General features: G+C 72.8%; 25 protein-coding genes and 1 tRNA gene. 5 read left to right on the forward strand and 21 right to left on the reverse strand.

All coding sequences use genetic code 11. From position 1 onward, the window contains the following. Positions 1-89: 89 nt before the first annotated feature. Complete coding sequence (locus K7787_RS10925; RefSeq protein WP_223001281.1) at positions 90-1,505, reverse strand: FAD-binding oxidoreductase; 1,416 nt, start codon at positions 1,503-1,505, stop codon at positions 90-92. Between the two features lie 126 nt (positions 1,506-1,631). Here K7787_RS10925 and K7787_RS10930 point away from each other — a divergent pair, with 126 nt between their 5' ends. Continuing rightward, positions 1,632-3,203, forward strand: a complete 1,572-nt coding sequence (locus K7787_RS10930) for a tetratricopeptide repeat protein (protein ID WP_223001282.1) — start codon at positions 1,632-1,634, stop codon at positions 3,201-3,203. Between the two features lie 218 nt (positions 3,204-3,421). Here the strand turns inward: K7787_RS10930 and hppD are convergent, their stop codons facing one another. Further along, positions 3,422-4,570: a 4-hydroxyphenylpyruvate dioxygenase gene (hppD, locus tag K7787_RS10935; protein ID WP_009188861.1), complete on the reverse strand. Its 1,149-nt coding sequence runs from the start codon at positions 4,568-4,570 to the stop codon at positions 3,422-3,424. Positions 4,571-4,695: 125 nt separating this feature from the next. Between hppD and K7787_RS10940 the strand changes: the two genes are divergently transcribed. From K7787_RS10940 to K7787_RS10950, 3 genes are all read left to right on the forward strand, one after another. Then, positions 4,696-5,169 carry an Lrp/AsnC family transcriptional regulator gene (locus K7787_RS10940; protein ID WP_223001283.1) on the forward strand — a complete coding sequence of 158 codons (474 nt, stop codon included), beginning with the start codon at positions 4,696-4,698 and terminating at the stop codon, positions 5,167-5,169. A 147-nt stretch (positions 5,170-5,316) separates the two neighbouring features. Further along, entirely contained in the window at positions 5,317-5,961 is a 645-nt protein-coding gene (locus K7787_RS10945; protein WP_223001284.1) for an ArsR/SmtB family transcription factor, read from the forward strand. An 11-nt stretch (positions 5,962-5,972) separates the two neighbouring features. Continuing rightward, positions 5,973-6,161, forward strand: a complete 189-nt coding sequence (locus K7787_RS10950; protein ID WP_019980631.1) for a hypothetical protein — start codon at positions 5,973-5,975, stop codon at positions 6,159-6,161. 50 nt (positions 6,162-6,211) lie between these two features. On the opposite strand, the gene K7787_RS10955 is transcribed toward K7787_RS10950, so the two are convergent. The 6 genes from K7787_RS10955 to K7787_RS10980 all read right to left on the reverse strand — a co-directional run bounded on the left by K7787_RS10955 (position 6,212) and on the right by K7787_RS10980 (position 12,140). Then, complete coding sequence (locus tag K7787_RS10955) at positions 6,212-7,006, reverse strand: S16 family serine protease (RefSeq protein WP_169435742.1); 795 nt, start codon at positions 7,004-7,006, stop codon at positions 6,212-6,214. 147 nt (positions 7,007-7,153) lie between these two features. Next, entirely contained in the window at positions 7,154-7,795 is a 642-nt protein-coding gene (locus K7787_RS10960) for an IclR family transcriptional regulator (protein ID WP_009188866.1), read from the reverse strand. A gap of 343 nt (positions 7,796-8,138) precedes the next feature. Next, a complete protein-coding gene (locus tag K7787_RS10965) occupies positions 8,139-9,929 on the reverse strand; it encodes a DEAD/DEAH box helicase (protein WP_009188867.1) in 1,791 nt (596 codons plus the stop codon). Between the two features lie 126 nt (positions 9,930-10,055). Beyond that, entirely contained in the window at positions 10,056-10,436 is a 381-nt protein-coding gene (locus K7787_RS10970) for a type II toxin-antitoxin system death-on-curing family toxin (RefSeq protein ID WP_019980633.1), read from the reverse strand. Beyond that, positions 10,433-10,633 (reverse strand): ribbon-helix-helix protein, CopG family, encoded by a 201-nt coding sequence (locus tag K7787_RS10975; RefSeq protein ID WP_019980634.1) that lies wholly within the window; start codon positions 10,631-10,633, stop codon positions 10,433-10,435. The genes K7787_RS10970 and K7787_RS10975 overlap by 4 nt, the downstream gene beginning before the upstream one ends. A gap of 40 nt (positions 10,634-10,673) precedes the next feature. Next, a complete protein-coding gene (locus K7787_RS10980) occupies positions 10,674-12,140 on the reverse strand; it encodes an MFS transporter (RefSeq protein WP_223001285.1) in 1,467 nt (488 codons plus the stop codon). A 225-nt stretch (positions 12,141-12,365) separates the two neighbouring features. On the opposite strand from K7787_RS10980, the gene K7787_RS10985 reads away from it, so the two are divergent. After that, positions 12,366-12,437, forward strand: a tRNA-Cys gene (locus K7787_RS10985). Between the two features lie 83 nt (positions 12,438-12,520). Here K7787_RS10985 and K7787_RS10990 read toward each other — a convergent pair. From K7787_RS10990 to K7787_RS11050, 13 genes are all read right to left on the reverse strand, one after another. Then, positions 12,521-13,801 carry a tyrosine-type recombinase/integrase gene (locus K7787_RS10990; RefSeq protein WP_223001286.1) on the reverse strand — a complete coding sequence of 427 codons (1,281 nt, stop codon included), beginning with the start codon at positions 13,799-13,801 and terminating at the stop codon, positions 12,521-12,523. An 83-nt stretch (positions 13,802-13,884) separates the two neighbouring features. Next, positions 13,885-14,118, reverse strand: a complete 234-nt coding sequence (locus K7787_RS10995; RefSeq protein ID WP_223001287.1) for a helix-turn-helix domain-containing protein — start codon at positions 14,116-14,118, stop codon at positions 13,885-13,887. A 477-nt stretch (positions 14,119-14,595) separates the two neighbouring features. Beyond that, complete coding sequence (locus K7787_RS11000) at positions 14,596-16,074, reverse strand: AICE element replication initiation protein (protein ID WP_223001336.1); 1,479 nt, start codon at positions 16,072-16,074, stop codon at positions 14,596-14,598. 2 nt (positions 16,075-16,076) lie between these two features. Next, complete coding sequence (locus K7787_RS11005; RefSeq protein ID WP_223001288.1) at positions 16,077-16,943, reverse strand: bifunctional DNA primase/polymerase; 867 nt, start codon at positions 16,941-16,943, stop codon at positions 16,077-16,079. An 85-nt stretch (positions 16,944-17,028) separates the two neighbouring features. Next, positions 17,029-17,490 carry a hypothetical protein gene (locus K7787_RS11010; protein WP_223001289.1) on the reverse strand — a complete coding sequence of 154 codons (462 nt, stop codon included), beginning with the start codon at positions 17,488-17,490 and terminating at the stop codon, positions 17,029-17,031. A gap of 204 nt (positions 17,491-17,694) precedes the next feature. Beyond that, a complete protein-coding gene (locus K7787_RS11015) occupies positions 17,695-19,812 on the reverse strand; it encodes an ATP-binding protein (protein WP_223001290.1) in 2,118 nt (705 codons plus the stop codon). A 107-nt stretch (positions 19,813-19,919) separates the two neighbouring features. Further along, positions 19,920-20,237: a hypothetical protein gene (locus K7787_RS11020; RefSeq protein WP_223001291.1), complete on the reverse strand. Its 318-nt coding sequence runs from the start codon at positions 20,235-20,237 to the stop codon at positions 19,920-19,922. Between the two features lie 2 nt (positions 20,238-20,239). Further along, positions 20,240-20,569 carry an RRQRL motif-containing zinc-binding protein gene (locus K7787_RS11025; protein WP_176149651.1) on the reverse strand — a complete coding sequence of 110 codons (330 nt, stop codon included), beginning with the start codon at positions 20,567-20,569 and terminating at the stop codon, positions 20,240-20,242. Further along, positions 20,566-21,180: a GGDEF domain-containing protein gene (locus K7787_RS11030; RefSeq protein ID WP_223001292.1), complete on the reverse strand. Its 615-nt coding sequence runs from the start codon at positions 21,178-21,180 to the stop codon at positions 20,566-20,568. The genes K7787_RS11025 and K7787_RS11030 overlap by 4 nt, the downstream gene beginning before the upstream one ends. Continuing rightward, complete coding sequence (locus K7787_RS11035; RefSeq protein ID WP_223001293.1) at positions 21,177-22,034, reverse strand: protein spdB; 858 nt, start codon at positions 22,032-22,034, stop codon at positions 21,177-21,179. Before K7787_RS11035 ends, K7787_RS11030 begins: the two co-directional genes overlap by 4 nt. Next, positions 22,031-22,483, reverse strand: a complete 453-nt coding sequence (locus tag K7787_RS11040) for a Pycsar system effector family protein (protein WP_223001294.1) — start codon at positions 22,481-22,483, stop codon at positions 22,031-22,033. The genes K7787_RS11035 and K7787_RS11040 overlap by 4 nt, the downstream gene beginning before the upstream one ends. Further along, on the reverse strand, positions 22,480-22,749 hold the full coding sequence (locus K7787_RS11045) for a DUF6284 family protein (protein ID WP_223001295.1): 270 nt from the start codon (positions 22,747-22,749) through the stop codon (positions 22,480-22,482). Before K7787_RS11045 ends, K7787_RS11040 begins: the two co-directional genes overlap by 4 nt. A 96-nt stretch (positions 22,750-22,845) precedes the next feature. After that, complete coding sequence (locus K7787_RS11050; RefSeq protein WP_223001296.1) at positions 22,846-23,001, reverse strand: hypothetical protein; 156 nt, start codon at positions 22,999-23,001, stop codon at positions 22,846-22,848. Between the last annotated feature and the right edge of the window lie 266 nt (positions 23,002-23,267).

The following is a 23,267-nucleotide window of genomic DNA, read 5'->3' on the forward strand; positions in this document are numbered from 1 at the left end:
AGGCCCGAGGGAGGCCGGGGGAAGGCCGGTGCGGAAGGGCGGGCGAAGATCCGCCGGGCGGCGTAATCTCCGAAAACCCGCACCAGGGGTCAGAACAGCTTGCCCGGGTTGAGGATGCCGAGCGGGTCGAAGACCTGTTTGACCGCGCGCTGCATCTCGACGCCCACCGGGCCGATCTCGCGGGCCAGCCACTCCTTCTTCAGCACGCCCACGCCGTGCTCGCCGGTGATCGTGCCCCCGAGCCGCAGCCCGAGGGCCATGATCTCGTCGAAGGACTCGCGGGCGCGCCGGGACTCGTCCTCGTCCCGGGCGTCGAAGCAGACGGTGGGGTGGGTGTTGCCGTCGCCGGCGTGCGCGCAGACGCCGATGGTGAGCTGATACTTCTCGGCGATCCGCTCGATCCCGTCGAGCATCTCGCCGAGCTTCGAGCGCGGCACGCACACGTCGTCGATCATCGTCGTGCCCTTGACCGCCTCCAGCGCGGTCAGCGACAACCGGCGGGCCTGGAGCAGCAGTTCGGACTCGGCGGCGTCGTCGGCGGGGACGACCTGGGTGGCGCCGGCCGCCTCGCACAGCGCGCCGACGGCGGCGAGGTCGGCGGCCGGGTCGGGGGTGTCGAAGGCGGCCAGCAGCAGGGCCTCGGTGGTCTCGGGCAGACCCATGTGGGCGAGGTCGTTGACGGCCTTGACGGTCGTGCGGTCCATCAGTTCGAGCAGTGACGGCACGTGCCCGCCGGCCATGATCCGGCACACCGCGTCGCAGGCGTCGGCCGCGGAGGCGAACTCGGCGGCGAGGACGAGTTGCTGCGGCGGCTGCGGCTTGAGGGCGAGCACGGCCCGCACGACGATGCCGAGGGAGCCCTCGGAGCCGACGAACAGCCGGGTGAGGTCGTAGCCGGCGACGCCCTTGGCGGTGCGGCGGCCGGTGGACATCAGCCGGCCGTCGGCGAGCACCACGTCCAGACCGAGGACGTACTCGGCGGTGACCCCGTACTTCACGCAGCACAGCCCGCCGGAGGCGGTGCCGATGTTGCCGCCGATGGTGCACATCTCCCAGCTGGAGGGGTCCGGCGGGTAGTACAGGCCGTGCTCGTTCACGGCGCGGGACAAGGCGGCGTTGATCACGCCGGGTTCGACGACCGCGACCCGGTCGACCGGGTTGATCTCCAGGATGCGGTCCATCTTGGTCAGGGAGAGCACGATGCAGCCGTCGGAGGCGTTGGCCGCGCCGGACAGTCCGGTGCGGGCGCCCTGCGGGACGACGGGGACGCGCAGTTCGGTGGCGGTGCGCATGACGTGCTGCACCTCTTCCACCGTGCGCGGCAGGACGACGACGGCCGGGGCGCCGGACGGGCAGAAGCTCGCCATGTCGTTGGCGTAGGAGGCCGTGACGTCGGGGTCGGTGAGGACCGCCTCGGCCGGCAGGCCCCTGAGGAGCCGGTCGGTGAGGGGGCCCGGGGCGGCGACGCCCTCGTGGGGGTCGGCTTGGATACGGCTCATGATCATAGCCTTGCACTCGGGACCATCCGTGTGAACCCCGCCGCGCGCGCCCCTCCGCCTGCCGGGTGGCGGTCGCCGTGGCCGCCGGGTCGCGGGCCGTCGGGGAGCGGACGGCGGCGCACAGTGTGCGCCATGGAGAAGCGTCTGCGCGGCCCGGCCACGTCCCTGACGAGCGAGGGCGAACGGCGGTCGCGGCTGCTGCCGAGGGTACTGCTCGGGCTGGGGGCGCTGCTCGTGGCCGGCGGGGCGGCCGGGGTGCTCGCGACGGTGTGGCCGCTGCCGCCGGACCTGCCGGAGCGGCGCGCGGTGCGGCCGTCGGCCGCGCCCGCGGCGGCCGGAGCGGCGGGGGCGCTGAGCGCGGTGACGGCGGGGGTGCCGGCCGCGCCGCGCGCCCTGGCGCAGCTGATCGCCGACCGGGAACGGCTGGTACGGGAGCGGCCGGCGGACGCGGGGGCGTGGGCGGTGCTCGGGGCGGCGTACGTGGAGCGGAGCCGCCGCGCCGCGGACCCGGCGGACCTCCCGAAGGCCGACAGCGCCCTGCAGACCTCGCTGCGGCTGCGCCCGCGGCGCAACGCGGACGCCCTGACCGGGCTGGCGGCGCTGGCCGACGAGCGGCGGGACTTCGGCGCGGCGCGGGAGTGGGCGGAGGCGGCGCTGAAGCTGGAGCCGAAGCGGTGGGCGGCGTATCCGCCGCTGCTCGACGCCTACGGCGGCCTCGGCGACCACCAGGCCGCCCGGCGCGCCCTGGACGAGCTGCTGAAGCTGCACCACTCCCCCGCCGCCGCGGCGCGGGCCGCCGCCGTGTACTGGGACCGCGGCTGGCGGGAGGACGCGGCGGCGCAGCTGACCGATGCGGCGCAGCGGGCGACCGAGCCCGCCGAGCGGGCCGCCTACCTCGCGCAGTACGGGCGGATCGCCTGGGAGCGGGGGGACTTCGCCGAGGCGCTCCGGTACGACGAGGCGGCGCTGCGGCTGGACGGCGGACAGCGCGAGGCGCTGGCCGGACGGGCCCGGACGCTCGCCTCGCTGGGGCGTACGGCGGAGGCGCGGGCCGCGTACGGCACGGCGCTCGCCGGCCGGCCGGACCCGGAACTGCTCCTGGAACTGGGCGAGCTGTACGAGGCGGCGGGCGACGAGGAGCGGGCGGCCGCGCAGTACGAGCTGGTGCGGGCGCGGGTACGGCAGCAGGCGGCGGCCGGCGTGGACGGCGAGCTGGTGCTCGGGCGGCTGGAGGCGGACCACGGCGACGCGGCCGAGGCGGTGGAGCGGCTGCGCGAGGAGTGGCGGCGCCAGCCGGGGATCGCGGTGGCGGACGCCCTGGGGTGGGCGCTGCACCGGGACGGCCGGGACGAGGAGGCGCTGACGTTCGCCACGACGGCGACGGACTCGGCGAAGGGCGGCGGGGTGCGGAAGGCGCTGTACGCGTACCACCGGGGCGCGATCGAGCTGGCCCTGGACCGGCCCGGCGTCGCCCGCCGCCATCTGGAACTGGCGCTGCGCACCAACCCGGCGTTCTCGCCGCTGTGGGCGCCGGCGGCGCAGGAGGCGCTGTCCGACCTGGGCGACCCGCCGCTGACGGAGGCCCCGGCGGACGTCCGGCTCCAGGCCGCGCCAGTACCTCCGCCCACGGCACCGCCCCCGCCTGCGGCGGACGGGGAGGGCACGGGCCAGGGTTCGGGGGCTGGGACCGGCGCGGGGCGGTAGGGGGCACGGGCGGGGTATGGGCGGGGTACGGGGTGGGGCGGGGTGAGGCGGCAGGGCGCGGGCGGGTGAGGTGAGGGCGCGCGCCCGTACGAGCGGGCAGGTGCCCGAGACCCGGCGCGCCCCTGGGAGGGGGCAGGCGCCCGGGGCCGGGGACGTGCCCGGAGACCGGTGTGGCCGCCCGCCCGGGGAGGCCGCGCCGGTCTTCGGGCGGCGGGGTGTCAGAGGTTGCCGCGGCGCTCCTGCTCGCGCTCGATCGCCTCGAACAGCGCCTTGAAGTTGCCCTTGCCGAAGCCCATCGAGCCGTGGCGTTCGATGATCTCGAAGAAGACGGTCGGACGGTCCTGGACCGGCTTGGTGAAGATCTGCAGCAGGTAGCCGTCCTCGTCGCGGTCCGCGAGGATCTTCAGATCGCGCAGGGTGTCGATCGGCACCCGCGTGTCGCCGACCCACTCGCCGAGCGTGTCGTAGTAGCTGTCCGGCGTGTCGAGGAACTCCACGCCCGCCGCCCGCATCTGCCGCACCGTGTGCACGATGTCGTTGCTGTTCAGCGCGATGTGCTGGACGCCGGCGCCGCCGTAGAACTCCAGGTACTCGTCGATCTGGGACTTCTTCTTGGCGACGGCGGGCTCGTTGATCGGGAACTTGACCTTGAGCGTGCCGTCGGCCACGACCTTGGACATCAGCGCGCTGTACTCGGTCGCGATGTCGTCGCCCACGAACTCCTTCATGTTCGTGAAGCCCATGACCTTGTTGTAGAACTCGACCCACTCGTTCATGCGGCCGAGTTCGACGTTGCCGACGCAGTGGTCGACGGCCTGGAAGGAGCGCTTGGCGGGCGGCTCGACGATCGGCTTGGCGGCGACGTAGCCGGGCAGGTACGGGCCGGTGTAGCCGGAGCGGTCGACCAGGGTGTGGCGGGTCTCGCCGTAGGTGGCGATCGCGGCCAGGACCACCGTGCCGTGCTCGTCCTTGATCTCGTACGGCTCGGCCACGGAGCGCGCCCCGTGCTCGACGGCGTACGTGTACGCGGCGCGCGCGTCCGGCACCTCGATGGCGAGGTCGACGACGCCGTCGCCGTGCTCGGCCACGTGCTGGGCGAGGAAGGAGCCCCACTCGGTGGCGGGCTTGATCACCGAGGTGAACACGAAGCGGGCGGAGCCGCTCTCCAGGACGTAGCTCGCGGTCTCCCGGCTGCCGTTCTCCGGTCCGGAGTAGGCCACCAGGGTCATGCCGAAGGCGGTGGAGTAGTAGTGCGCCGCCTGCTTGGCGTTGCCCACCGCGAAGACGACCGCGTCCATTCCCTTGACCGGGAAGGGGTCGGCCTGCCGGGCGGTCGCGTCGGGAGTGTGCTCTGTGGTCTGCGTCATAGCGGAAGGTTCACCCGGGTCCGCAAGGTGCGCAATAGTTCGCGTATTCACTGGGCAAAGTGACCAGTGGATGCCCCGTACTGGCGGGCTTTCTGTACAGGATGACCACCCCGGGAGGCGGGCTCGTGGCGATCGATCATCTGGACGGCCGCATCATCGTGCTGCTGGCGCGCGAACCGCGGATCGGCGTGCTGGAGATGTCCCGGCGACTCGGGGTCGCCCGCGGGACCGTACAGGCCCGGATGGACCGGCTCCAGGCGAACGGGGTGATCCGCGGCTTCGGCCCGGAGGTGGACCCGGCCGCGCTCGGCTACCCGGTGACCGCGTTCGCCACCCTCCAGATCCGGCAGGGGCAGGGCGCGGGCGTACGGGCCCATCTGGCGACCGTGCCGGAGGTGCTGGAGCTGCACACCACCACCGGCACCGGCGACATGCTGTGCCGGCTGGTGGCCCGCTCCAACGCCGACCTCCAGCGGGTGATCGACCGGGTGGTGGGGATCGAGGGCATCGTCCGCGCCTCGACGGCGATCGTGATGGAGAACCCGGTGCCGCTGCGGATCATCCCGCTGGTGGAACAGGCGGCGGAGGAGGAGGAGTAGGCCGGGGGCGGAGGCGGGGGCCCGGGCCGAAGGCCGAAGGCCGAAGGCCGGGGGCATCGTCGCTGGGATCCAACGTCGCCGGGATCCAAAGGAATGCTTGCAAAGAACCTGTTGCAAGCATTCCTTTGCAACGCTACCTTTGTACGCATGACGGAGCCCTCGCCCGCGGAGTCCCCGAAGCCCCCGAAGCCCCCGGAGTCCCCGGAGTCCCCGGAGTCCCCGAAGCACAACGTCCACCGCCTCACCGCCCGTTCACTGCGCGGCCTCGCCCATCCGCTGCGCGTGCAACTGCTCACCGCGCTGCGCTTCGGCGGCCCGGCCACCGCCTCCCAACTCGCCGAGAAACTGGGCGAGTCGAGCGGTGCGACCAGCTACCACCTGCGGCAGCTGGCGACCCACGGCTTCGTGGAGGACGCCCCCGAGCACGGCAAGGGGCGCGAACGGTGGTGGCGGGCGGCCCACGAAGGGCTGGTGTTCGAGAAGGAGTTGTTCACGGACACCGACCCGGCCGTGCGCGGCGCGCTCGACATGGTCATGCACGAGGTGGCGACCCGGCACACCCAGGAGCTGTCCACCTGGCTCGGCAACCGGCACACCTGGCCGGAGGCCTGGACCCACGCCTCCGACCTGAGCGACATGACCCTGCGGCTCACGCCCGAGCGCACCCGCGAACTCATCACGCGCATGCACGCGCTCGTCGACGAGTACCGCGACCCGCCCGAGCCGGCGGACGCCCCCGACGCCGAGCGCGTCCGCGTCCACACCCACGTCTTCCCCACCCATACGGACTGAGAGGCCCCGCGATGCATCCCGAGTGCCATCTGATCCTGCACCACGCCCGTGCCGCCGAACTGCGCGCCGCGGCCGGGGCGCACCGTCCGGCCGCGGCGGCCGGGCGGCCGGGCGAGCTGCGGGCCCGGCTCGGCTGGACCCTCGTGGAGGTCGGCCTGCGGCTGGCCACCGCGCCGAAGCCGACGCTCGCCCACGCCTGAACCCGGGAGACCTGCGGGACCTGCGGAACCGAAAGACCCGGCGGGCGGCCTCAGCAGCTCGGGATCGAGCCCTTGCCCGTCCGCAGGGCCGTCAGGGCGTTCACCGCACCCTTGAGGGTGGTCACCGGGATCAGCCGGAGCCCCTTCGGCAGCTCCGCCTCGGCGTCGGCGCACTCCGCCTTCGGGACCACGAAGACGGTGGCGCCGTCGCGGCGGGCGGCCTGCGTCTTGAGGGCCACGCCGCCGACCGCGCCCACCGTGCCGTCGGCGTCGATCGTGCCCGTACCGGCGATGGTGCGGCCGCCGGTGAGGTCGCCGCCGTCGCCGGCGCCGTGCAGCTTGTCGATGATGCCGAGGGTGAACAGCAGGCCCGCGCTGGGGCCGCCGATGTCGGCGAGCTTCAGCGACACCTTGATGTCCTTGTCGCCGCTCAGCCCCAGGTACTTCAGCGCGGCCTCGGTGGCCGCGTCCTGGGACTGCTTCATCTGCTCGCTGTTGTGCCGCTCGATCTCCTTGACGGTGTCGCCGCTCGGGTAGACCGCGTCGCGCGGCATGACCGCCCGGTCGGTGGCGAACCAGCCGTCCACCACGTCGCCCAGCGAGACGTGCGCGTCCGGGCCGGTCGCCACGATGGTCGTCATCCGCAGCTGCCCGCTGGTGTGCCGGACGGGCGCGCCGGAGATGGTGATCACCTGGCTGCCCTTGTACGACCCGAGCACGTCCGCCGTGGACCCCGGCTGCGCCACCGAGAACGGCAGCGGTGCGAGGGCCGCCGTGGCGAGGAGGGCCACGACGGGCAGCGCGCAGACGGCTACGGCCTGGGGGCGTGTGAGGCGAGAGAGCACGGGGTCAATCTACGCGACCCCCGCGCACGGCCCGTCGCCGCCCGCGAGCGGCGGCGCAGCCACGGCACGGACCACGTCGCGTACTTCACCGCCTCCCCGCCCCCCGGCCGCCGCCCGCCTCCCGGCGGCCGTCTCCCGGCGGCCGTCTCACCGCAGCGCTTCGGCCACCTCGCGGGCCGCGTCCATCACCCTGGGGCCCACCCGCTCGGGCACGGAGTCGGCGAGCATCACCACGCCCACGCTGCCCTCGACGCCGGTCACGCCCAGCAGGGGCGCCGCCGCGCCGCACGCGCCGGCCTCCAGCTCGCCGTGGGTGAGGGTGTAGCCGGGCTCGGCCATGGGCTGGCGGCGGGCGGACAGGATCGCCTTGCCCGCCGCGCCCCGGTCCAGCGAGTGGCGGAACCCGGCCCGGTAGGCGACGTGGTAGTCCGTCCAGGTGGGTTCGACCACGGCGACGGCCAGCGCCTCCGCCCCGTCCACCAGCGTGAGATGGGCCGTCGCCCCTATGTCCTCGGCCAGCGAGCGCAGCGCGGGCAGGGCCGCCTCGCGCACCAGCGGATGCACCTGCCGGCCCAGGCGCAGCACGCCGAGTCCGACCCGGGCCCGGCCGCCGAGATCGCGGCGGACCAGGGCGTGCTGTTCCAGGGTGGCCAGGAGCCGGTACACGACGGTACGGTTCACGCCCAGTTTCAGCGACAGCTCGGTGACGGTCAGCCCGTGGTCGGTGTCGGCCAGCAGTTTGAGGACCCTGAGGCCCCGGTCGAGCGTCTGAGAGGTCTCCGCGGTCACGACGCCCACTCCTTAAGTGGTGAGGTCGGCGGCGACCGTCGCGGCGGTTGCGTCACCGAGTCCCGTCAGTGACGCGCGACAGAGGCCGCCGATCGGCCGGCGGTCCGGGCCGTCCCGGACTCGGTCGCTTCACGGCTGCGCTCCGCGGCGGCGCTGCCACGGGGCGTGTGCGTAGCGGGACACTAGCGAAGCCGGTTCGCTGAGCGGAAGTCTCCGTCCAGAATCCGGGCAGGGGCGGCCCCGGCCTGCCATCATTCGTCCCCATACGGCCCGGCGGACGGGGCGGGCCGTATACGGGACGCCGCACGGAACGCACGGAACGCGCCCGCCCCCTAGGGGGGCGTCACCGCATCCGGGTCGCCCACTCCTGCACCTTGGCGATGCGCTGGCGCAGTTGCCCGGCCGTGGCCTCCGCGCTCGGCGGGCCGCCGCACACCCGGCGCAGCTCGGTGTGGATCACGCCGTGCGGCTTGCCGCTCTGGTGGACGTAGGCGCCGACCATGGTGTTGAGCTGCTTGCGCAGCTCCATCATCTCCTTGTGGGTGACCACCGGCCGCCGCTCGGCGGGCAGTTCGAGCAGGTCGGCCTCGTCGTCCGGCTTCTTGCGGCTGTGCGCGATCTGCCGGGCCTGCCGCTTCCGCAGCAGCAGCTGCACCTGGTCGGGCTCCAGCAGTCCGGGGATGCCGAGGTAGTCCTGCTCCTCCTCGCTGCCGGGGTGGGCCTGCATGCCGAACTCGGCGCCGTCGTAGAGGACGCGGTCGAAGACGGCGTCGGACTCCAGCGCCTCGAACGGCAGCATGTCCTGCTCGCCGGTGTCCTCGTCCTGCTCCCGGTTCGCCTCCTCCATCTCCTTCTCGGACTCGGCGTACGGGTCCTCCTCGCCCTCCTTCTTCGGCTTGTCGAGGGCGTGGTCGCGCTCGACCTCCATCTCGTTGGCGAAGGTGAGCAGGTCGGGGACGGTCGGCAGGAAGACGGAGGCGGTCTCGCCGCGCCGCCGGGACCGCACGAAACGGCCCACGGCCTGGGCGAAGAACAGCGGCGTGGAGATGGTCGTCGCGTACACCCCGACCGCGAGGCGGGGCACGTCGACGCCCTCGGACACCATGCGCACCGCGACCATCCAGCGGTCGTCGCCGGCGCTGAACTCGTCGATCTTCTTCGAGGCGCCGGCGTCGTCGGAGAGCACGACCGTCGGGCCCTTGCCGGTGATCTCGCGGATCAGCTTGGCGTAGGCGCGGGCGGAGTCCTGGTCGGAGGCGATGACGAGCGCGCCGGCGTCCGGGATGCCCTTGCGGACCTCGGTCAGGCGCTGGTCGGCGGCGCGCAGCACGGCCGGCATCCATTCGCCGCGCGGGTCGAGGGCGGTGCGCCAGGCCTGGCTGATCGCGTCCTTGGTCATCGGTTCGCCGAGGCGGGCCTCGATCTCGTCGCCGGCCTTGGTGCGCCAGCGCATGTTGCCGCTGTAGGAGAGGAAGATGACCGGGCGGACGACGCCGTCGGAGAGGGCGGAGCCGTAGCCGTAGGTGTAGTCGGCGGACGAGCGGCGGATGCCGTCCTGGCCCTCCTCGTAGGTCACGAAGGGGATCGGGTTGGTGTCCGAGCGGAAGGGCGTGCCGGTGAGGGCGAGCCGGCGGGTGGCGGGCTCGAACGCCTCCAGGCAGGCCTCGCCCCACGACTTGGAGTCACCGGCGTGGTGGATCTCGTCGAGGATGACGAGGGTCTTGCGCTGCTCGACGCGGTTGCGGTGCAGCATGGGGCGCACACCGACGCCGGCGTACGTCACGGCGACGCCGTCGTACTCCCGCCCCAGCGGGCCCGCGCTGTACTCCGGGTCCAGCTTGATGCCCACGCGCGCGGCGGCCTCCGCCCACTGCTTCTTCAGGTGCTCGGTGGGCGCGACCACGGTCACCTGCTGGACGACGTGGTGGTGCAGCAGCCAGGAGGCGAGGGTGAGGGCGAAGGTGGTCTTTCCGGCGCCGGGGGTGGCGACCGCGAGGAAGTCGCGCGGCTGCTCCTGGAGGTACTTCTCCATCGCGCCCTGCTGCCAGGCACGCAGCTTGCCGGCGGTGCCCCAGGGGGCACGGCCGGGGAAGGCAGGCGAAAGGTGGTGGGAGGAGGGGGCAGTAGTAGTCACGGTCTCCGGTTCGCAGTGCTGAGGGCTCGGCTACGTATGACAACCGGGCCACCCTACCGGCGGCCCGGCGGTGCCGACGCGCGAACAACGCGGCGCGACCACGCGATGGGACTCAGCTCACACGGCTCACTCCGCGAGCTCCCGCAGCGCCTCGCCGATCGCCTTGACCTCGTCCATCGCACCGGTGGCGACGGCGATGACGAGGCGTTCCGCCGCGTCGATGTCGGGGCGCAGCTGCACGTCGTTCAGGGCCAGGAACACGACACAGGAGGTCCAGGCCGTGCGCTTGTTCCCGTCGACGAAGGGATGGTTGATCGCCAGGGACTGCAGGAGGGCCGCCGCCTTGTCCAGCAGGTCGGGGTAGGCCTCCTGCCCGAACATCGCGGCCGACGGCCGGTGCACGGCCGACTCCAGCAGGCCCGCGTCCCGTACGACGACGTCCTGGTCATCGACGGCGAGTGCGGCGATGGCCAGGACGTCCTCGGCGGACAGATAGATGAACGTCACTTGAGCCGCTCCAGCAGTTCGGCCCACTTGGCGGTCTGCTCCTTGGCGGCCTTCCGGACCAGGGCCTCGTGCGCGGTCCTGGCGAGGTAGTCGTCCACGGCGCGCAGCAGTATCGCGTGCATGCTGACGCCCTCCTCTTCGGCTCGTATCTTCAGGGCTTCCGTCTGGTCGTCGCGGAGACGCAGGTTCATGGCCATACCAGAACGGTACCACCCGGTGGGGCCAGAGTGGTACCACTCAGGAGTGGGCATGCAACCGCCTCGTCACCCACGCCCCCGTCAGCGCCACCGCCGCCATCGGCAGGAAGACCGCCGCGAAGGCGGCCGGGGGGACCGGCGACGTGGCGGTCGTCGTGTGGGCCGCCGTCCCGCCGCCGAGCGCCGCGAACGCCGCGCCGCCGATCGCCAGCAGGACGACGTTGGCCAGGGCGTCGGACATCTGGAGGGCGGCGGAGTTCGCGCCGGCCTCCTCGGGCGCGGAGAGCTGGAGCAGCAGCACGCTGGTGGAGGCGATCACCAGGCCCATGCCGAAGCAGCCGAAGCCCCAGGCGACGGCGACCGTCCAGACCGGCACGGAGTGGATCAGCACACTGGGCGCGGTGGCGATCGCCGCCGCCACCAGCACCATCCCGAGCGTCATCAGCCGCTCCCGGTACGGCCCCGCGGCCGGCCGCGACTGCACCCACGAGCCGAGCGCCCACGTGGCCCCGCCGGCCGCGAGCGAGAAGCCGGCCAGCGTCGGGGACAGCCCGCGCTGGGTGACCAGCATCAGCGGCACGAAGGACTCGGCGCCGACGAAGGACCCGGCCGCGACCCCGCGCAGCAGCACCACCGAGGGCAGGCCGCGCGCCGCCCGGTAGGTGCCGCGCGGCAGCAGCCCCCGCACGGCGGGCACCAGCAGCGCGGCCCCCGCGGCCCCCGGCAGCAGGGAGATCCAGCGCAGGTCCTGCGCCGCGTACTGGAGGAGTCCCGCGCCCAGCGAGATGCCGAGGGCGAGCCGGATGCGCCGCGCGTCGAACGACTCCCCGGCCTCCCCGGCCGTCTCCCCCACCGGCCCGGCGGCCCGCCGCCGTATCTGCGGCAGGGCGATCGCCAGCGGGAACACCACCAGGACCGGGATGCCGACGAACACCCAGCGCCAGCCGAGGTGCTCGGTGACCGCGCCCGCGGCGAGCGGGCCGACGATCGACGGCACCACCCAGGCCGCCGCGAACGCCGCCATGATCGCCGGGCGCAGCCGCTCGGGGTAGGCGCGGCCGACGACGACGTACAGGGCGACGATCACCAGCCCGCCGCCGAGTCCCTGCACGGCGCGCCCCAGGACGAACACCCCCATGGTGACCGCGGTCCCGGCCAGCAGCAGCCCGGCCGCGAACGCCCCGATCCCCGCGGTGAGCGCGCCGAGCGGTCCGCGCCGGTCCGCCCACTGCCCGGCGAGGACCATCCCGAACAGGCTGGTCGTGAAGTACCCCGAGAACGCGAACGCGTACAGCGGCACCCCGTGCAGTTCCCGCGCCGCGACCGGCATCGCCGTGCCGACGGCGGTCGCCTCGAAGGCGATCAGCAGCACGACGGAGACGATCCCGACGCTGAGCGCCCGGTAGGCCCGCCCGAGCACGGTGTCGGCGGGCTGCTCCCGCAGGCCGGGGGCGTCGGGGGAGGCGGCGGCCGCGACGTCTTTGTCGCGTGGTTCGAGGACGGTCATGGCCGTCAGCGTAAGGTCCGCCGCCGACTTTGACTCCTGTCGGAAGCCCGGACCCGCCTGCGACCTTGGTCGTACGCCCCGCCCGCCGGGGATCCCCCTCCCCGCCCTTTCATGAACGGCGTATGGCAGTCCCGTTGCACCACCGGCCCGTCCCTTGAGCCGCCCCTCCCCGGCCGCCTACGGTCGACGTACCGAGTTCGGAACGAGCGAACAGCTCCCCGACCTGGCCGTGTGCCCGAGTGGCCGAGGGACTCGCCTGCAAAGCGAGGTACGCGGGTTCAATTCCCGCCACGGCCTCTACCTGGCCTGACCAGACAGAACGAGAGGGCGGCACTCCTCAGGGAGTGCCGCCCTTTCAGCCGTCCGTCTCAGTTCCCGTCTCAGTTGGCCGGTACGAGCGCGCCAGCCGCGCCGCCATCGTCACCGTCCGGGCGAACCGTCTCAGGCTTCCAGATCAGCCCATCGACTTGCCGGGCCACGTCGGCCCGCACGGCGTCCACCATGTGCTGATACCGGGCGGCCATGGCGGTGGTCGACCACCCCATGAGGCCCATGACGGCCCGTTCCGGGACACCCAGAATCAGCAGAACCGTCGCGGCCGTGTGGCGGGCATCGTGAAGGCGTCCGTCTCGGACATTCGCTTCTTTGAGGAGCGTCTTCCACTCGGCCCAGTCCCGGCGGTGGGACGGGCTACGGCCGTGTTCGTCTGGGAAGACCAACCCGTTCTCCTCCCAGCGCTTCCCGGCCACCACCCGCTCTTCTTCCTGCGCCTTGAGGTGTGCGCGAAGTAGGTCAACGAGCTGTTCGGGCAACCCGACGGCGCGGCGGCCGGCGCGTGACTTGGTGGTGGCCAACTCCGGGTTCGTGCGACGCCTCTGCGGGCAGTACCCGGCAGCCTTGCGCCCACAGGGGTCCACGCACCCGTGGGCGTACTGCGGCCGGTGTCGGCTGCGCCGGACCACAAGAAACCCACCGTCAAGGTCCACGTCCTCCCACCTCAGCCCGAGCACTTCCCCCTGGCGCAGTCCGAGGGCGAGGGCGACGGCCCAGCGGGCAGAATTGCGGTGCTGCTCAGCGGCCTTGAGCAACCGCTGTACCTCTTGGACGGTGTAGGGCTCCACCTCGTACTCCCCCGTCTTGGGGGCCTTGGCCAACTGAACCGGGTTCTTGCCGAGATGACCGCGGCGCACGGCCTCATTGAGGGCGGTGCGCAAGGTTCGGTGCACCTGGTGAGCGGTCGCGGGCTTGCTGCCGTTGGCCTGCATCTTGGCGTAGAACGCCTCGATGTGCTCGGGCTTGAGCCTGTCGAGACGGTGAGCCCCCAACCCGGGGATCAGGTGCTTCCGCACGGCGACGCCGTATCCGACCATCGTGTTGTCGTTGACGGCGAGGGGCGCAACGTTCTCGATCCAGTGCGTCAGCCACGCCTTGACCGTCCAGGCCTTACCCGGCTTCTTCACGGTCTTGGCGTCACGCTGCTTCTCCAGCTCACGAACGGCAGCGGTCACCTCGGCTCGGGTCTTGCGTTCGACGTGGCGGCGGTCGGGCCGACCGTCGTCACGGATGCCGACGGTCACGCGGCCGTGCCACTTGCCGTCCTTGCCCAGGTAGATGGAGCTGCGGCCGTTGGGTTGCCGAGTGCGCTTCTTCTCTTCCGCCACAGACGGACTCCTTCAGGTGGGATGTGGAAGCAGTCCGGGACGCCACCTCCAAGCGGGGTGGCGTCCCGGTGCGGGGCAGGTGATCAGGCGGCGCGCTGCTCGGCGCGGCGGCGGGCGAGGTAGGCGGCCGGGGCGTCGGCGGGGACGCGTCGGAGTCCGCCGATGGTCAGGGACTCCAGTTCTCCGGTGCGGATGAGGGCGTAGCAGGTGGTGCGGCCGATGCGGAGGCATCGGGCAGCCTCTTCGACGGTCAGGAGAACGGGGGCCGGACCGTTGGCCTTGGCGAGTCGGGTGGTGTCCAGGTCGGTGACGCTCATGTGGGCACTCCTGTGGGCAGTCCTCAAGGGCCGGTGCTGGGTGCGCGTGTGTCCGAGGCGCGGATTTCTGCGTCACCTGCGTCATCTGCGTCATTCGGGCACCTGACCTGCGGCTCCGTGGTGACGCAGCGCGGTGGGCCTGCGTCATCGGTGACGCAGGCCTCCGTCATCGGGTGACGCAGGCCTCCGTCATCGGGTGACGCAGGTGACGCGGGGTGACGCAGGGATCGGCCGTCTGCGTCACCCGTCTTCGGGCTGGTCACCGGCCGTTTTCGGGGTGTGGGTGACGCAGGTGACGCAGCGTCTTCCTACTTCGGAAAAAGAGGGGGTGGTGTCTGTTGCGGTGCGGCGGCTCAGAGAGTGAAGACCGGGCCGCTTCGCGGCGCGACCCTCGCAGGGCGGCGCCGCCGCCGAACAGCAAGAGGAGCACGCGGCGCCGGGTGCTCCTCTTGCTTGTCCGGGTGATCGGCCACCGGGTCAGAACGCCGGTTGCTGCTCGTGCGCGGTCGGGTCGGCGGCCGGCCGCGCGATCTCGATGTAGCGGGACGACTTGGTGCGGCCCCAGTCGATGAGGACGCCCCGGGCGGCGAGGGTGGGCTGTAGGCGCTTGAGGCGGTCAGAGAGCACCTTGCCGGTCGTGGGCCACCCTTTGGGCAGAGGGCGGCACTCCTCGCCCGTGTAGAGGCCCGTGAGGGCGTGCAGCCATTCGGCGGACGTCATCCGCTGCTCGGTCCCCGGCTCCATGCCGGCGGCGTGCTTGATCGTGGTCTGCGCCAGCAGGTCGCCCTCGATGACGTCGTCGTTGAGGTCGTCCAGACTGGCCCGGTACGCGGCGAGCGCCCCGAGACCGGTGGCGGCGTCGAGCTGCGCGCACAGGTGCGCGAAGTCGGCCATCCGCAGGTCGGTCGGGGTGTCCGCCTCAGCCGCCCGGACCTGCACGGTGAGGTCCAGGAGCGAGCCGAGGATGACCGGCAGCGCCTCGGCGAAGTCGGACCACAGTTCCGTCTCGGTGCGCCTGACGCGGGGGCGTTCCAGCCTCAGCGGCAGGAGCCGTTCGGCGAGGTCGCCCCGGAGGACACCGACGTCGATGCCGGTCAGCAGCAGCGGCCGACGGTAGCCGACCCGGAAGACGTCCCCGTCGGTGAACAGCGCGCGCTTGACGTTCTCCGCGCCGGTCACGATGCAGCACATCGCATCGGACAGTTCCGGGGTCAGGTGGGAGAGGTTGTCCAGGGCGGTGACCCAGCCGGCCGCCACCGCCGTGATCAGGTTCTCCTCATCCTTCGGTGCCCGGCGCAGGTCCCCGGTCATGCCCTCGATGATCCGCACGAGCATCCGCCCGCCAGTGGACTTGCCCGCGCCCTGCGGCCCGGTGAGGAACGGGGCCGGGACGGGCACGGACGGGGCGAGACAGCCGATGAGCCAGGCGATGGCCAGGCACTCGGTCTCGGCGGTGGCGAAGTTGCACAGCCGCATCAGAAGGTCGATGCCCTTGCCGTCCGTGTCCTTGACCGGCAGGGGCAGTTCCCCGGTGAGCTGGGTACGTCGCCAGCAGACTTCCTGCGGGTCGGGGATGCGGATGTCCCAGCCGGTGGGGTGGATGCGGACGGACTGCCCGTCGCTGCGGCCCAGGTCCAGCCACGTCGCCCCGTCGAACCCGGGCGCGACGCGGATGTGCACCGGCTGCACATCCTCCGTCATCGCCAGTGCTTCGATCAGGTCCAGGGCCTCTTTCATGGCGGTGCCGTTGAACACGCCGACACCGTCCCGGAAGAGTCCGACCATGAGTTCCTGCCGGTGACTTCCCGTCGTGCCCTGCGAGCGGATCGGGCGGGCCACAGGGTGGCCGTTGCGCTGCGCGTACACGGTGCCGTCGGCGGTGCGGAAGTAGCGGAAGTGGGATTGCGCGTAGTCGGTGATGACCTCGCGGGCCGGGTTCTTCTCGTCGTCGGCCATGGTCACAGCCCCAACGTGGCGCGGGCGTTGGCCCAGGCGTCGGTGCAGTGCCGCAGGGACTCGCCCCTGGCCTGCGCGGCGGCGAACAGGCGAGCGACGTGGGAGTCGGCGAGGCAGCCGCACCGGCCGTGCGTGGACAGCACCGCCAGGAACGCCCCGTAGACCGTGGCATGCACGGCGCTGGTGGCCTGCGTGATGCGCTGTTCGGCCATGGCGATGCCGCGTTCCAGGAAGACGGGCGTGCGGTGCGGACACTGCCCGCTCCCGGACCGTGCGGGCACGGCGACGGAGCCGGGTGCCGGCCGGACAGCGGGCGGTTCCTTCACGGCCAGCGCGCGGACGGCGTCGGGAAGGCCGGTCAGGGTACCGGTGCCGGGTCCGAGGTAGCGGGCATAGGCCATGACCGACTTGATGTCGACCCCGGGCCGCACGCCGTTGTGCGACGTCATCACGCCCCGGTAGATCCAGTGCTCACCGCGCGTCGTCGGCACGGTCCGGGTGGCGGGCAGGGTGGCGCGTGCCCAGTCGACGGCCGCCGCGTCGTCCAGGTCGACTACGGTCAAACCGGCGGCGCCGGGGTGGTAGGCGACCGTGACGGCTCGCCGCCACGCGGCCGACCACGCCGGGGAGGTAAGGACATCTGGGTCGGTGGTCGCGGCGGCCCAGGCGTGGCAGACGCCGGGGCACCGGCACGGCCCGGCGGTCTTCATGTTCGGCCGGCCGCCGCATGCGTTGCCCGCACAGCGGTGGCAGTTGCCGAACGGTGCCTTCCCTGCGCGCAGTGGCAGGACGGGCACGCCGTTGGCGGCGAGGGTCAGCGCGGTCCGCAGGGGTTCGGGCACTCGCTGGATGGGGGTGGGTTGGGTCATGCTGGAGACCTCCACTGGTCTGTTGTGGGCAGGTGGGCAACGGCGACCCCGGTTCTTTGGCGAGAGGTGGGGCCGCCGTTGGCGTCTAGCCGTGGAAGTGGTTGCGCTTGATCACGGCCTTGCGGATGTTGACCGTGGTGCCGCCCTTGTGGCCGCTCGCGCTGAAGACCTGGACGGCGATCCAGCCGCCGAAGATGACGGCGGCCAGGATGATGAGCTGGGTGATGAACGCGGTCAGGGCGGCGATGAACGCGGTCAGCAGGAACAGCCCGCCGCACACCGCGCCGAACCCGATGCCGCCGAGGGCGATGTTCACGGCTGTGCGGGAGACGGCCGGCTTGGCTGCGACCAGTTCGGGCTGTGCGGGGTGGACGGCGTAGCCGGTGACGACCCGCCCATCCGGCAGGACGATGCTCGCCACCGCCGGCACGGTGCCCGGCTGTACGGGGGTGAGCGGCGCGGCCGGGGCGGTAGGCGTGAGCGGGGTGGGCCGGTGGACTTCCACGGCCCGCACGGCGGGCGCGTGGCCGGTGTTCTCGGGGTGCATGCGGAATCCCTTCCGGTGCTTGGTCAGGGAGGCGGGGCCACCCCCTGCCAGGGTGGCTGTGAAGGGGGTTTCGGGGGTGCCGGCCAGGGCGCTTCCCTGACTCCCTGGACGATCATTTACGCTGGTCAGGGCCAGGGATGCGGGTCAGGGAGGCGGTAAGGGAGTTCTCCCTGCCTCCCTGACCCGGACCGGGTGCGGTTCCCTCTACTCGGCGGCGGAAGCGGAACCGTCGGTGTCGCGGTTGGCGAGGGCACGGGCGACGCGGTCGCGGCCGACGACCATGCGCCCGTCGGACTTGTACGGCTCCGCCCCCACGTCCTCCAGCACCCGCTTGAGGTCGCCGGGTGTCCAGCCGCCGTAGGCGTCCTGGTTCAGCGTGGTGAGCCGCTTGAGGACGTCGGCGGTGAGCACGCGCGGCGCGTCACCGAGGACGGCGAGGATGTCGGCGAGCGGGTCGTGTTCCTCGCCCCGCTCGATCACGTGCAGGGTCGTGACGCCGTCACGCATCCGCTTCGCCCGCTCGGCCACCTCGGCCGCGGTGTCGGTGTCGATGTAGTGCGTGCGCACCGTGATGGACGACTGGCCGGCCGGGATGGCGATGCCGTCGGAGGCGACGACGACCGTGCCCTTGTCCAGCCCCGGGCGCAGCAGGTTCGGGGCGGCGCCGCCGTCGACGGCCTTGTCCCCCAGCGCCATGCGCGCCTGCGACTCCGTGCCCAGGGCGAGGGAGGCGCGGGTGTGGGCGCCCTCGCGGACCAGCTTGGGAAGGTTCTGGTCGGTGGGGTCCTGCGTGCCCTGCCACAGCAGCACGTTCACGGCCCGCCCCTGGTTGTGGATCTTCCGCGCGGCCATGAAGTACCGGGACGTGGCCTTGCTCCCGCCGTACGGGCGCTTGTCCGCGTCCTTGACCGGGCACATGAACGCCACCTGCGCCTCATCCACCAGCAGGATCAGCGGCGGGAAGTCGGTCCCGGCCGGCGCGGTCAGGCGGCGCTCCATCTCCTCCACACCGCCCTCGACCATCTCGGTCGCCTCGATCACGTGGTCATCGGTCGGCCCCTGGATCAGCACCGTGGCGAGCCCGTCGAACATGGCCCAGTCGCCCGCGCCTTTCAGGTCGGCAATCCGGAACTCGACCGTGCGGTCCAGGGCCAGCCACAGAGCGAGCGCACGCAGCGCGGCCGTCTTGCCCTGGTTGGACAACCCGGTGATGAGCAGGTGCCGCTGATACAGGCTCAGCGCCGCCGCCTCGCCGCGCAGGTCCTGGCCCCACGGGGCCTTTCCCTTGGCGTAGTCGGCGGTCAGGGTGTCATCCGTGACCAGCGGAGACGGGCCGATCGGCTCATCGAGCGCCCCGGAGTCGGCGATCCACAGCCGCACCGTGCGGGCGGCGGTCGGGATGGTGATGAACACTTCGTGTTCGTGCCGGGTCAGGTTCTCCGCGAGCTTGCGGCGCCGGTTCTGCACCTCGATCGTGGACACCCCGGACGGCAGGGTCACGTCGACTTCGACACCGCATCCGGCAATCCGGATCGGTCCGAGCATGGACGCGCCGGCGTCGCCCATCTCCTTGATCGCGTTGCGCAGCGCGGGTACCCCGAGGTCGCGCAGGGCCTTGACCACGATCGACGGCGTGATCGGCTCACCCTCCCCGGACCGCTCGTTGGCCGGGAGTGCCCAGGCGGGTGCGGCCTGCTGTTTACGGCCGACCGACCACAGGGCCAGCAGACCCAGGAACGGGCCGATCGTAAGCGCGGGACCCCACACGATGTGCACGATTCGGATGAGCAGGGCGATGAAGTCGATCGTCGCGGACAGGGGCGTGATCACGTCGCCGACGTGGTGCGTGTTCAGGGCCATGACGACACCGAGGGCGACCAGGACGCCGATGCTCATGCCCGCACCGACGGCCACCCCCTTGGCGGCCTCCACCGGGGAGTGGAGCAGGTCCATGCGGCGGTGGTGGCGGGCGGCGCGGAACCGCGTCAGGCGCTCCTCCCACTCCTCGGCCGCTTCCAGGTTCCCCGCGGCTTCGGCGGCACGGATCATCCGCTCGTAGCGGGCGCCGGTGCGGCCGTCCCAGGCGCGACGGGCCACGATCCGCCCGCCGTTGAGGGTGTAGAGGCTGTGCCGGGCAGCCGCCCGCACCGTCGCCCGGGTTGTCTCATGCGTGACGGCCGTCTTCACCGCGCGGCCGGAGCGCACCCACAGCGGCACGGGCCGCGCGGGCGGGGTGTCGGGGACGACCGTCAGCACCGTGGGCGCCGCGTCCGGGGCCGGCGGGTCGGTGTGCTTGTGGAGGTGAACGACGTTCTCAGACATGCTGGAAGCTCTCCTGACTGCCCCCGGCAGGGGGCGGGAGTGAGGGGTGAGCCGGGGTGGCCGTGTCCGTGGAAAGAGGCGGCCACCCCGGCACCGGGGCGAACGGATCAGAACCAACCGGACGACTTCTTGGCCGCCTTGGCACGGGCGGCCTCGGTGATGAGCCGCTGCCGCTCGGCGTGCAGCGCGGACAGCTCAGCGGTCAGCCGCGTCTCGGCGGCCGACCCGAGCGTGTCGATGCGCTGTTCGGCGCGGTCGGTGCTGCGGCCACGGCCGGCCCGGTAGGCGCCGCCGGCCAGGGCGCGGGCCATCGCCCGCCGCTCACTGCCGTTCAGCGGCCACCACTCACCCCGGCGGACCGCTTCCAACTTCTTCGTCACGGACTGGATCTCGCGCTCCAGACGGCGGATATCGGCGTTGCGCATGCTCAGGCACTCCTTCGGGAGTCGCAGGGAACGCACATGCCGAGCGTGGGCGGGATGACGTATCCGGCATCCCGGCGGCACTCGGGGCAGGTGCGGCGGGCGGCGTTGGCGCGGGCCAGGGCCGCCCACTTCGCCGCCGTCATGGGGCGGACGGGCTTGGCCAGGTCGACGCGGTAGAGGTGGGCGACCAGGGGCGGCCGGCGGCGGCGCGGCCGTTCGAGCTGCGCCGCCACGTCCTGACCACCCGGGCGCAGGCCGCGGGCGCGGAGCTGGCGGCGGGTGGCGTACCCGTCCGGGGCCAGGCGCCAGCGGTAGACAGGCAAGGTGCTCATGCGGCGCCCCGGCGTCCGGGCCGCCGTCCGGCGACGGAGGCGAGCATCCGGCCCAGGCGGGCGCGGCGGATACGGGAAGACGAGCGTTTCGCCGCGTACATGGCCTCGTCCGCGCGCCGCAGCAGCCCGGACAGATCCTCGCTCGGGTGGTCGGCGCGGCGGACCCAGCCCAGCGACACCGACGTGTGCACCTCGGGCGCGGTATCGGCGGGGCGAGCCAGGACGCGGGCGAGGGTTTCGAGGCGCTGGCCGGCGGCGTGGTCGCGGTCGATGAACACGGCGGCGAACTCGTCCCCGCCCAACCGGCCCGCCACCCCGCCCCGGCCGACCCCATGGGCCAGCCGCGCGGCCGTCGCGGCGAGCAGGGCGTCACCGACGGCGTGGCCGTGGGTGTCGTTGACCTGCTTGAAGCGGTCCACATCGGCCAGGACGACGACCGCCCGCCGGTCGCGCAGCAGGCGACGGGCGCGGCGGGTGAAGGCGTCCCGCGTCCATAACCCGGTCAACGGGTCACGGCGAGCGGTACGCAGACGCCGCACCATCCACACGGTGTGGACTGCCCAGCCCGCAGCCAGGACCGCCGACACGGCCAGGAGATTGAGCGGGCTCACGCGACCACCCGCTTCCACGCGGCCCGCAGCCGGACCTCGGACGCGGAGTGGCCGGCGGCCCGGAACCGGGTGGCCATCTCGCGGTAGGACAGCGGGGGAGTCTGGCTGTGCCGGATCTGATCGACCAGCGTGTCCAGCGCGTCATCGGTGAGTGCGGGTGCCGACTCCAGCGCTGGAACGGGCTCGGTGGGACCCCACACGGGCAGTTCCCAGCGGGCCGTGACGCCAGGTGTGACGGGGGTCGTCACGCAGGTCAGCGCCCTGCTCGTGTCCTCGCCCGCCCGCGCCGTCTCCAGCGTCGTCCACGCCTTCGACAGTGTCTCGGCGGTCTTCGCCTGGACGCGTGCGACACGCGCGCCGGCCGCCGTGACGGCCGTCAACCGGGTCTCCTCGGTGGCCGCTTCCGCCCTCAGTCGGGCGCGGGCCACGGCCGCCTCGTCGCGGGCTTCCTGCTGGATGCCGCGGATCGCGTTCAGGGCGGTGTCGGTGAGCGCGGTCCGCTCCCACAGCCCGTGCACCAGCCACAAGGCTTTCGCGGCGATGGGCAGCCAGGCGACCGCGAGCCACGCGGCGGCGGAGCCGTCGGTGGTGAGGGCGTGGGCGACCAGGACGCCGGCGGCGAGCAGGCCGAAGCACCAGCCGACCGCGATCACGGCGTGGCTGTGGTCGCCCTGCGCGGCGAGGCGGCGTTCGTACGCGAGGGTGGCCAGCCAACCCCCGTCGATCCCCAGACCGACGACCAGGGCGACCGGCCACGGCACCGCCCCGCCCAGCCACATCACGACCACAGCCAGGGTCAACACCATGGACACGGCCGTCATCGCGACGGCCGGCAGTACCGTCCGGCCCCTCATGCCGCCGCACCCCCCAGGGTGAGCAGGACGGCGAGGATGAGCAGCGCGCCGCCGGCCATGGTGAGATCGACCGCGCGGCGCAGGCAGGTGAACTTGGCGACCGCCAGCCGCGACAGCCCGGCCACGTCGGCGGCCAGGTCGCGGGTGACGGCATCGCTGATCTGGTCGGGGGCCAGGGTGGCCCACAGCGGGAAACCGTGCCGGCCGCGCAGGTTCGGGCGGACCGAGCGCAGCAACAGCCCGGCCGCGCCGATCAGCACGGCCATACCGAGCCCGCCGACGACGGCGGCCGGGACGGTCAGCGGCAGGTCGCGGGCGAGCGACCAGGTCCCGGCGAGCACCGCGCCAACGAACGCCAGCAGCAGCGCGGTCTTGCTGTCCGTCCGCGCGATCTCCGCCTTCACCTCGGCGTGCGCGGCCATCAGGTCCCGTCCGGCGGTGGCGCTCATGCGGCACCACCCGGCAGGCTCGCGCCGGCGGTGTGGTTGAGGAGCGCGACGCGGGCGGCCAGCGCCCGGCGGCGGGCGCGGCGGATGCGGCGGGCGTCCAGCTCGGTCGGCGTGCGGTCCAGGGTGGCGATGTGCGCGTCGAGCAGTTCGATGTCCGCGAGGATCACGGGCATCTCCGCCTCGACCGCGTCCAGCTCGGCGGCCGTCGGCTCGATCCAGTCCGCGAACGCCGTAACAGCGTCCTGAACAGTGACGATGTCGTTCATGGGTCGTGGTTCTCCCTAGCAGGTGGCAACGGCCCGAACGCGGTCCCCGGGTTGCGCCCCGGGGACCGCTCGCCGTTCATGGGTGAGTGGGTGAGGTCAGCCGCGCTTCGCCGTGCGGCCGTAGGCGGCGTTCAGCTCGGCCGCCGCGTCCTTGCACTTGCCGGAGGTGATCCGGTCGTAGACCTCCTGGCCCTTCTTCACGTTCTCCGGGCTGGTCAGGTCGGTCGTCTGCTGCGCCTTCTTGCCGAACATGCAGGGCTCCTGACGTGGTCGTAGGTGCTGGAGAGCGGCCGGTGGACCGGCCCCGGCTCCCCGCGCCCTCGCCCGTACGGCCTCGCGCAGTGCGCGGTCCGGACGGGCGGGAGAGGCAGCCGGCCGCAGCGTCAGCGCTGCGAAACCAGGAACGGACCGGGATCACTGCACGGGCGCCGCCGGCCGGTCCGTACCGGCAGCGCCTCAGTAGTCGTCGATGCACACCGACCTCCCGCAGATCGCAGGAACAAGGGGGCGCGGATCCG

Origin of the sequence: Streptomyces sennicomposti, assembly GCF_019890635.1 — a bacterium.
GTDB lineage: Bacteria > Actinomycetota > Actinomycetes > Streptomycetales > Streptomycetaceae > Streptomyces > Streptomyces sennicomposti.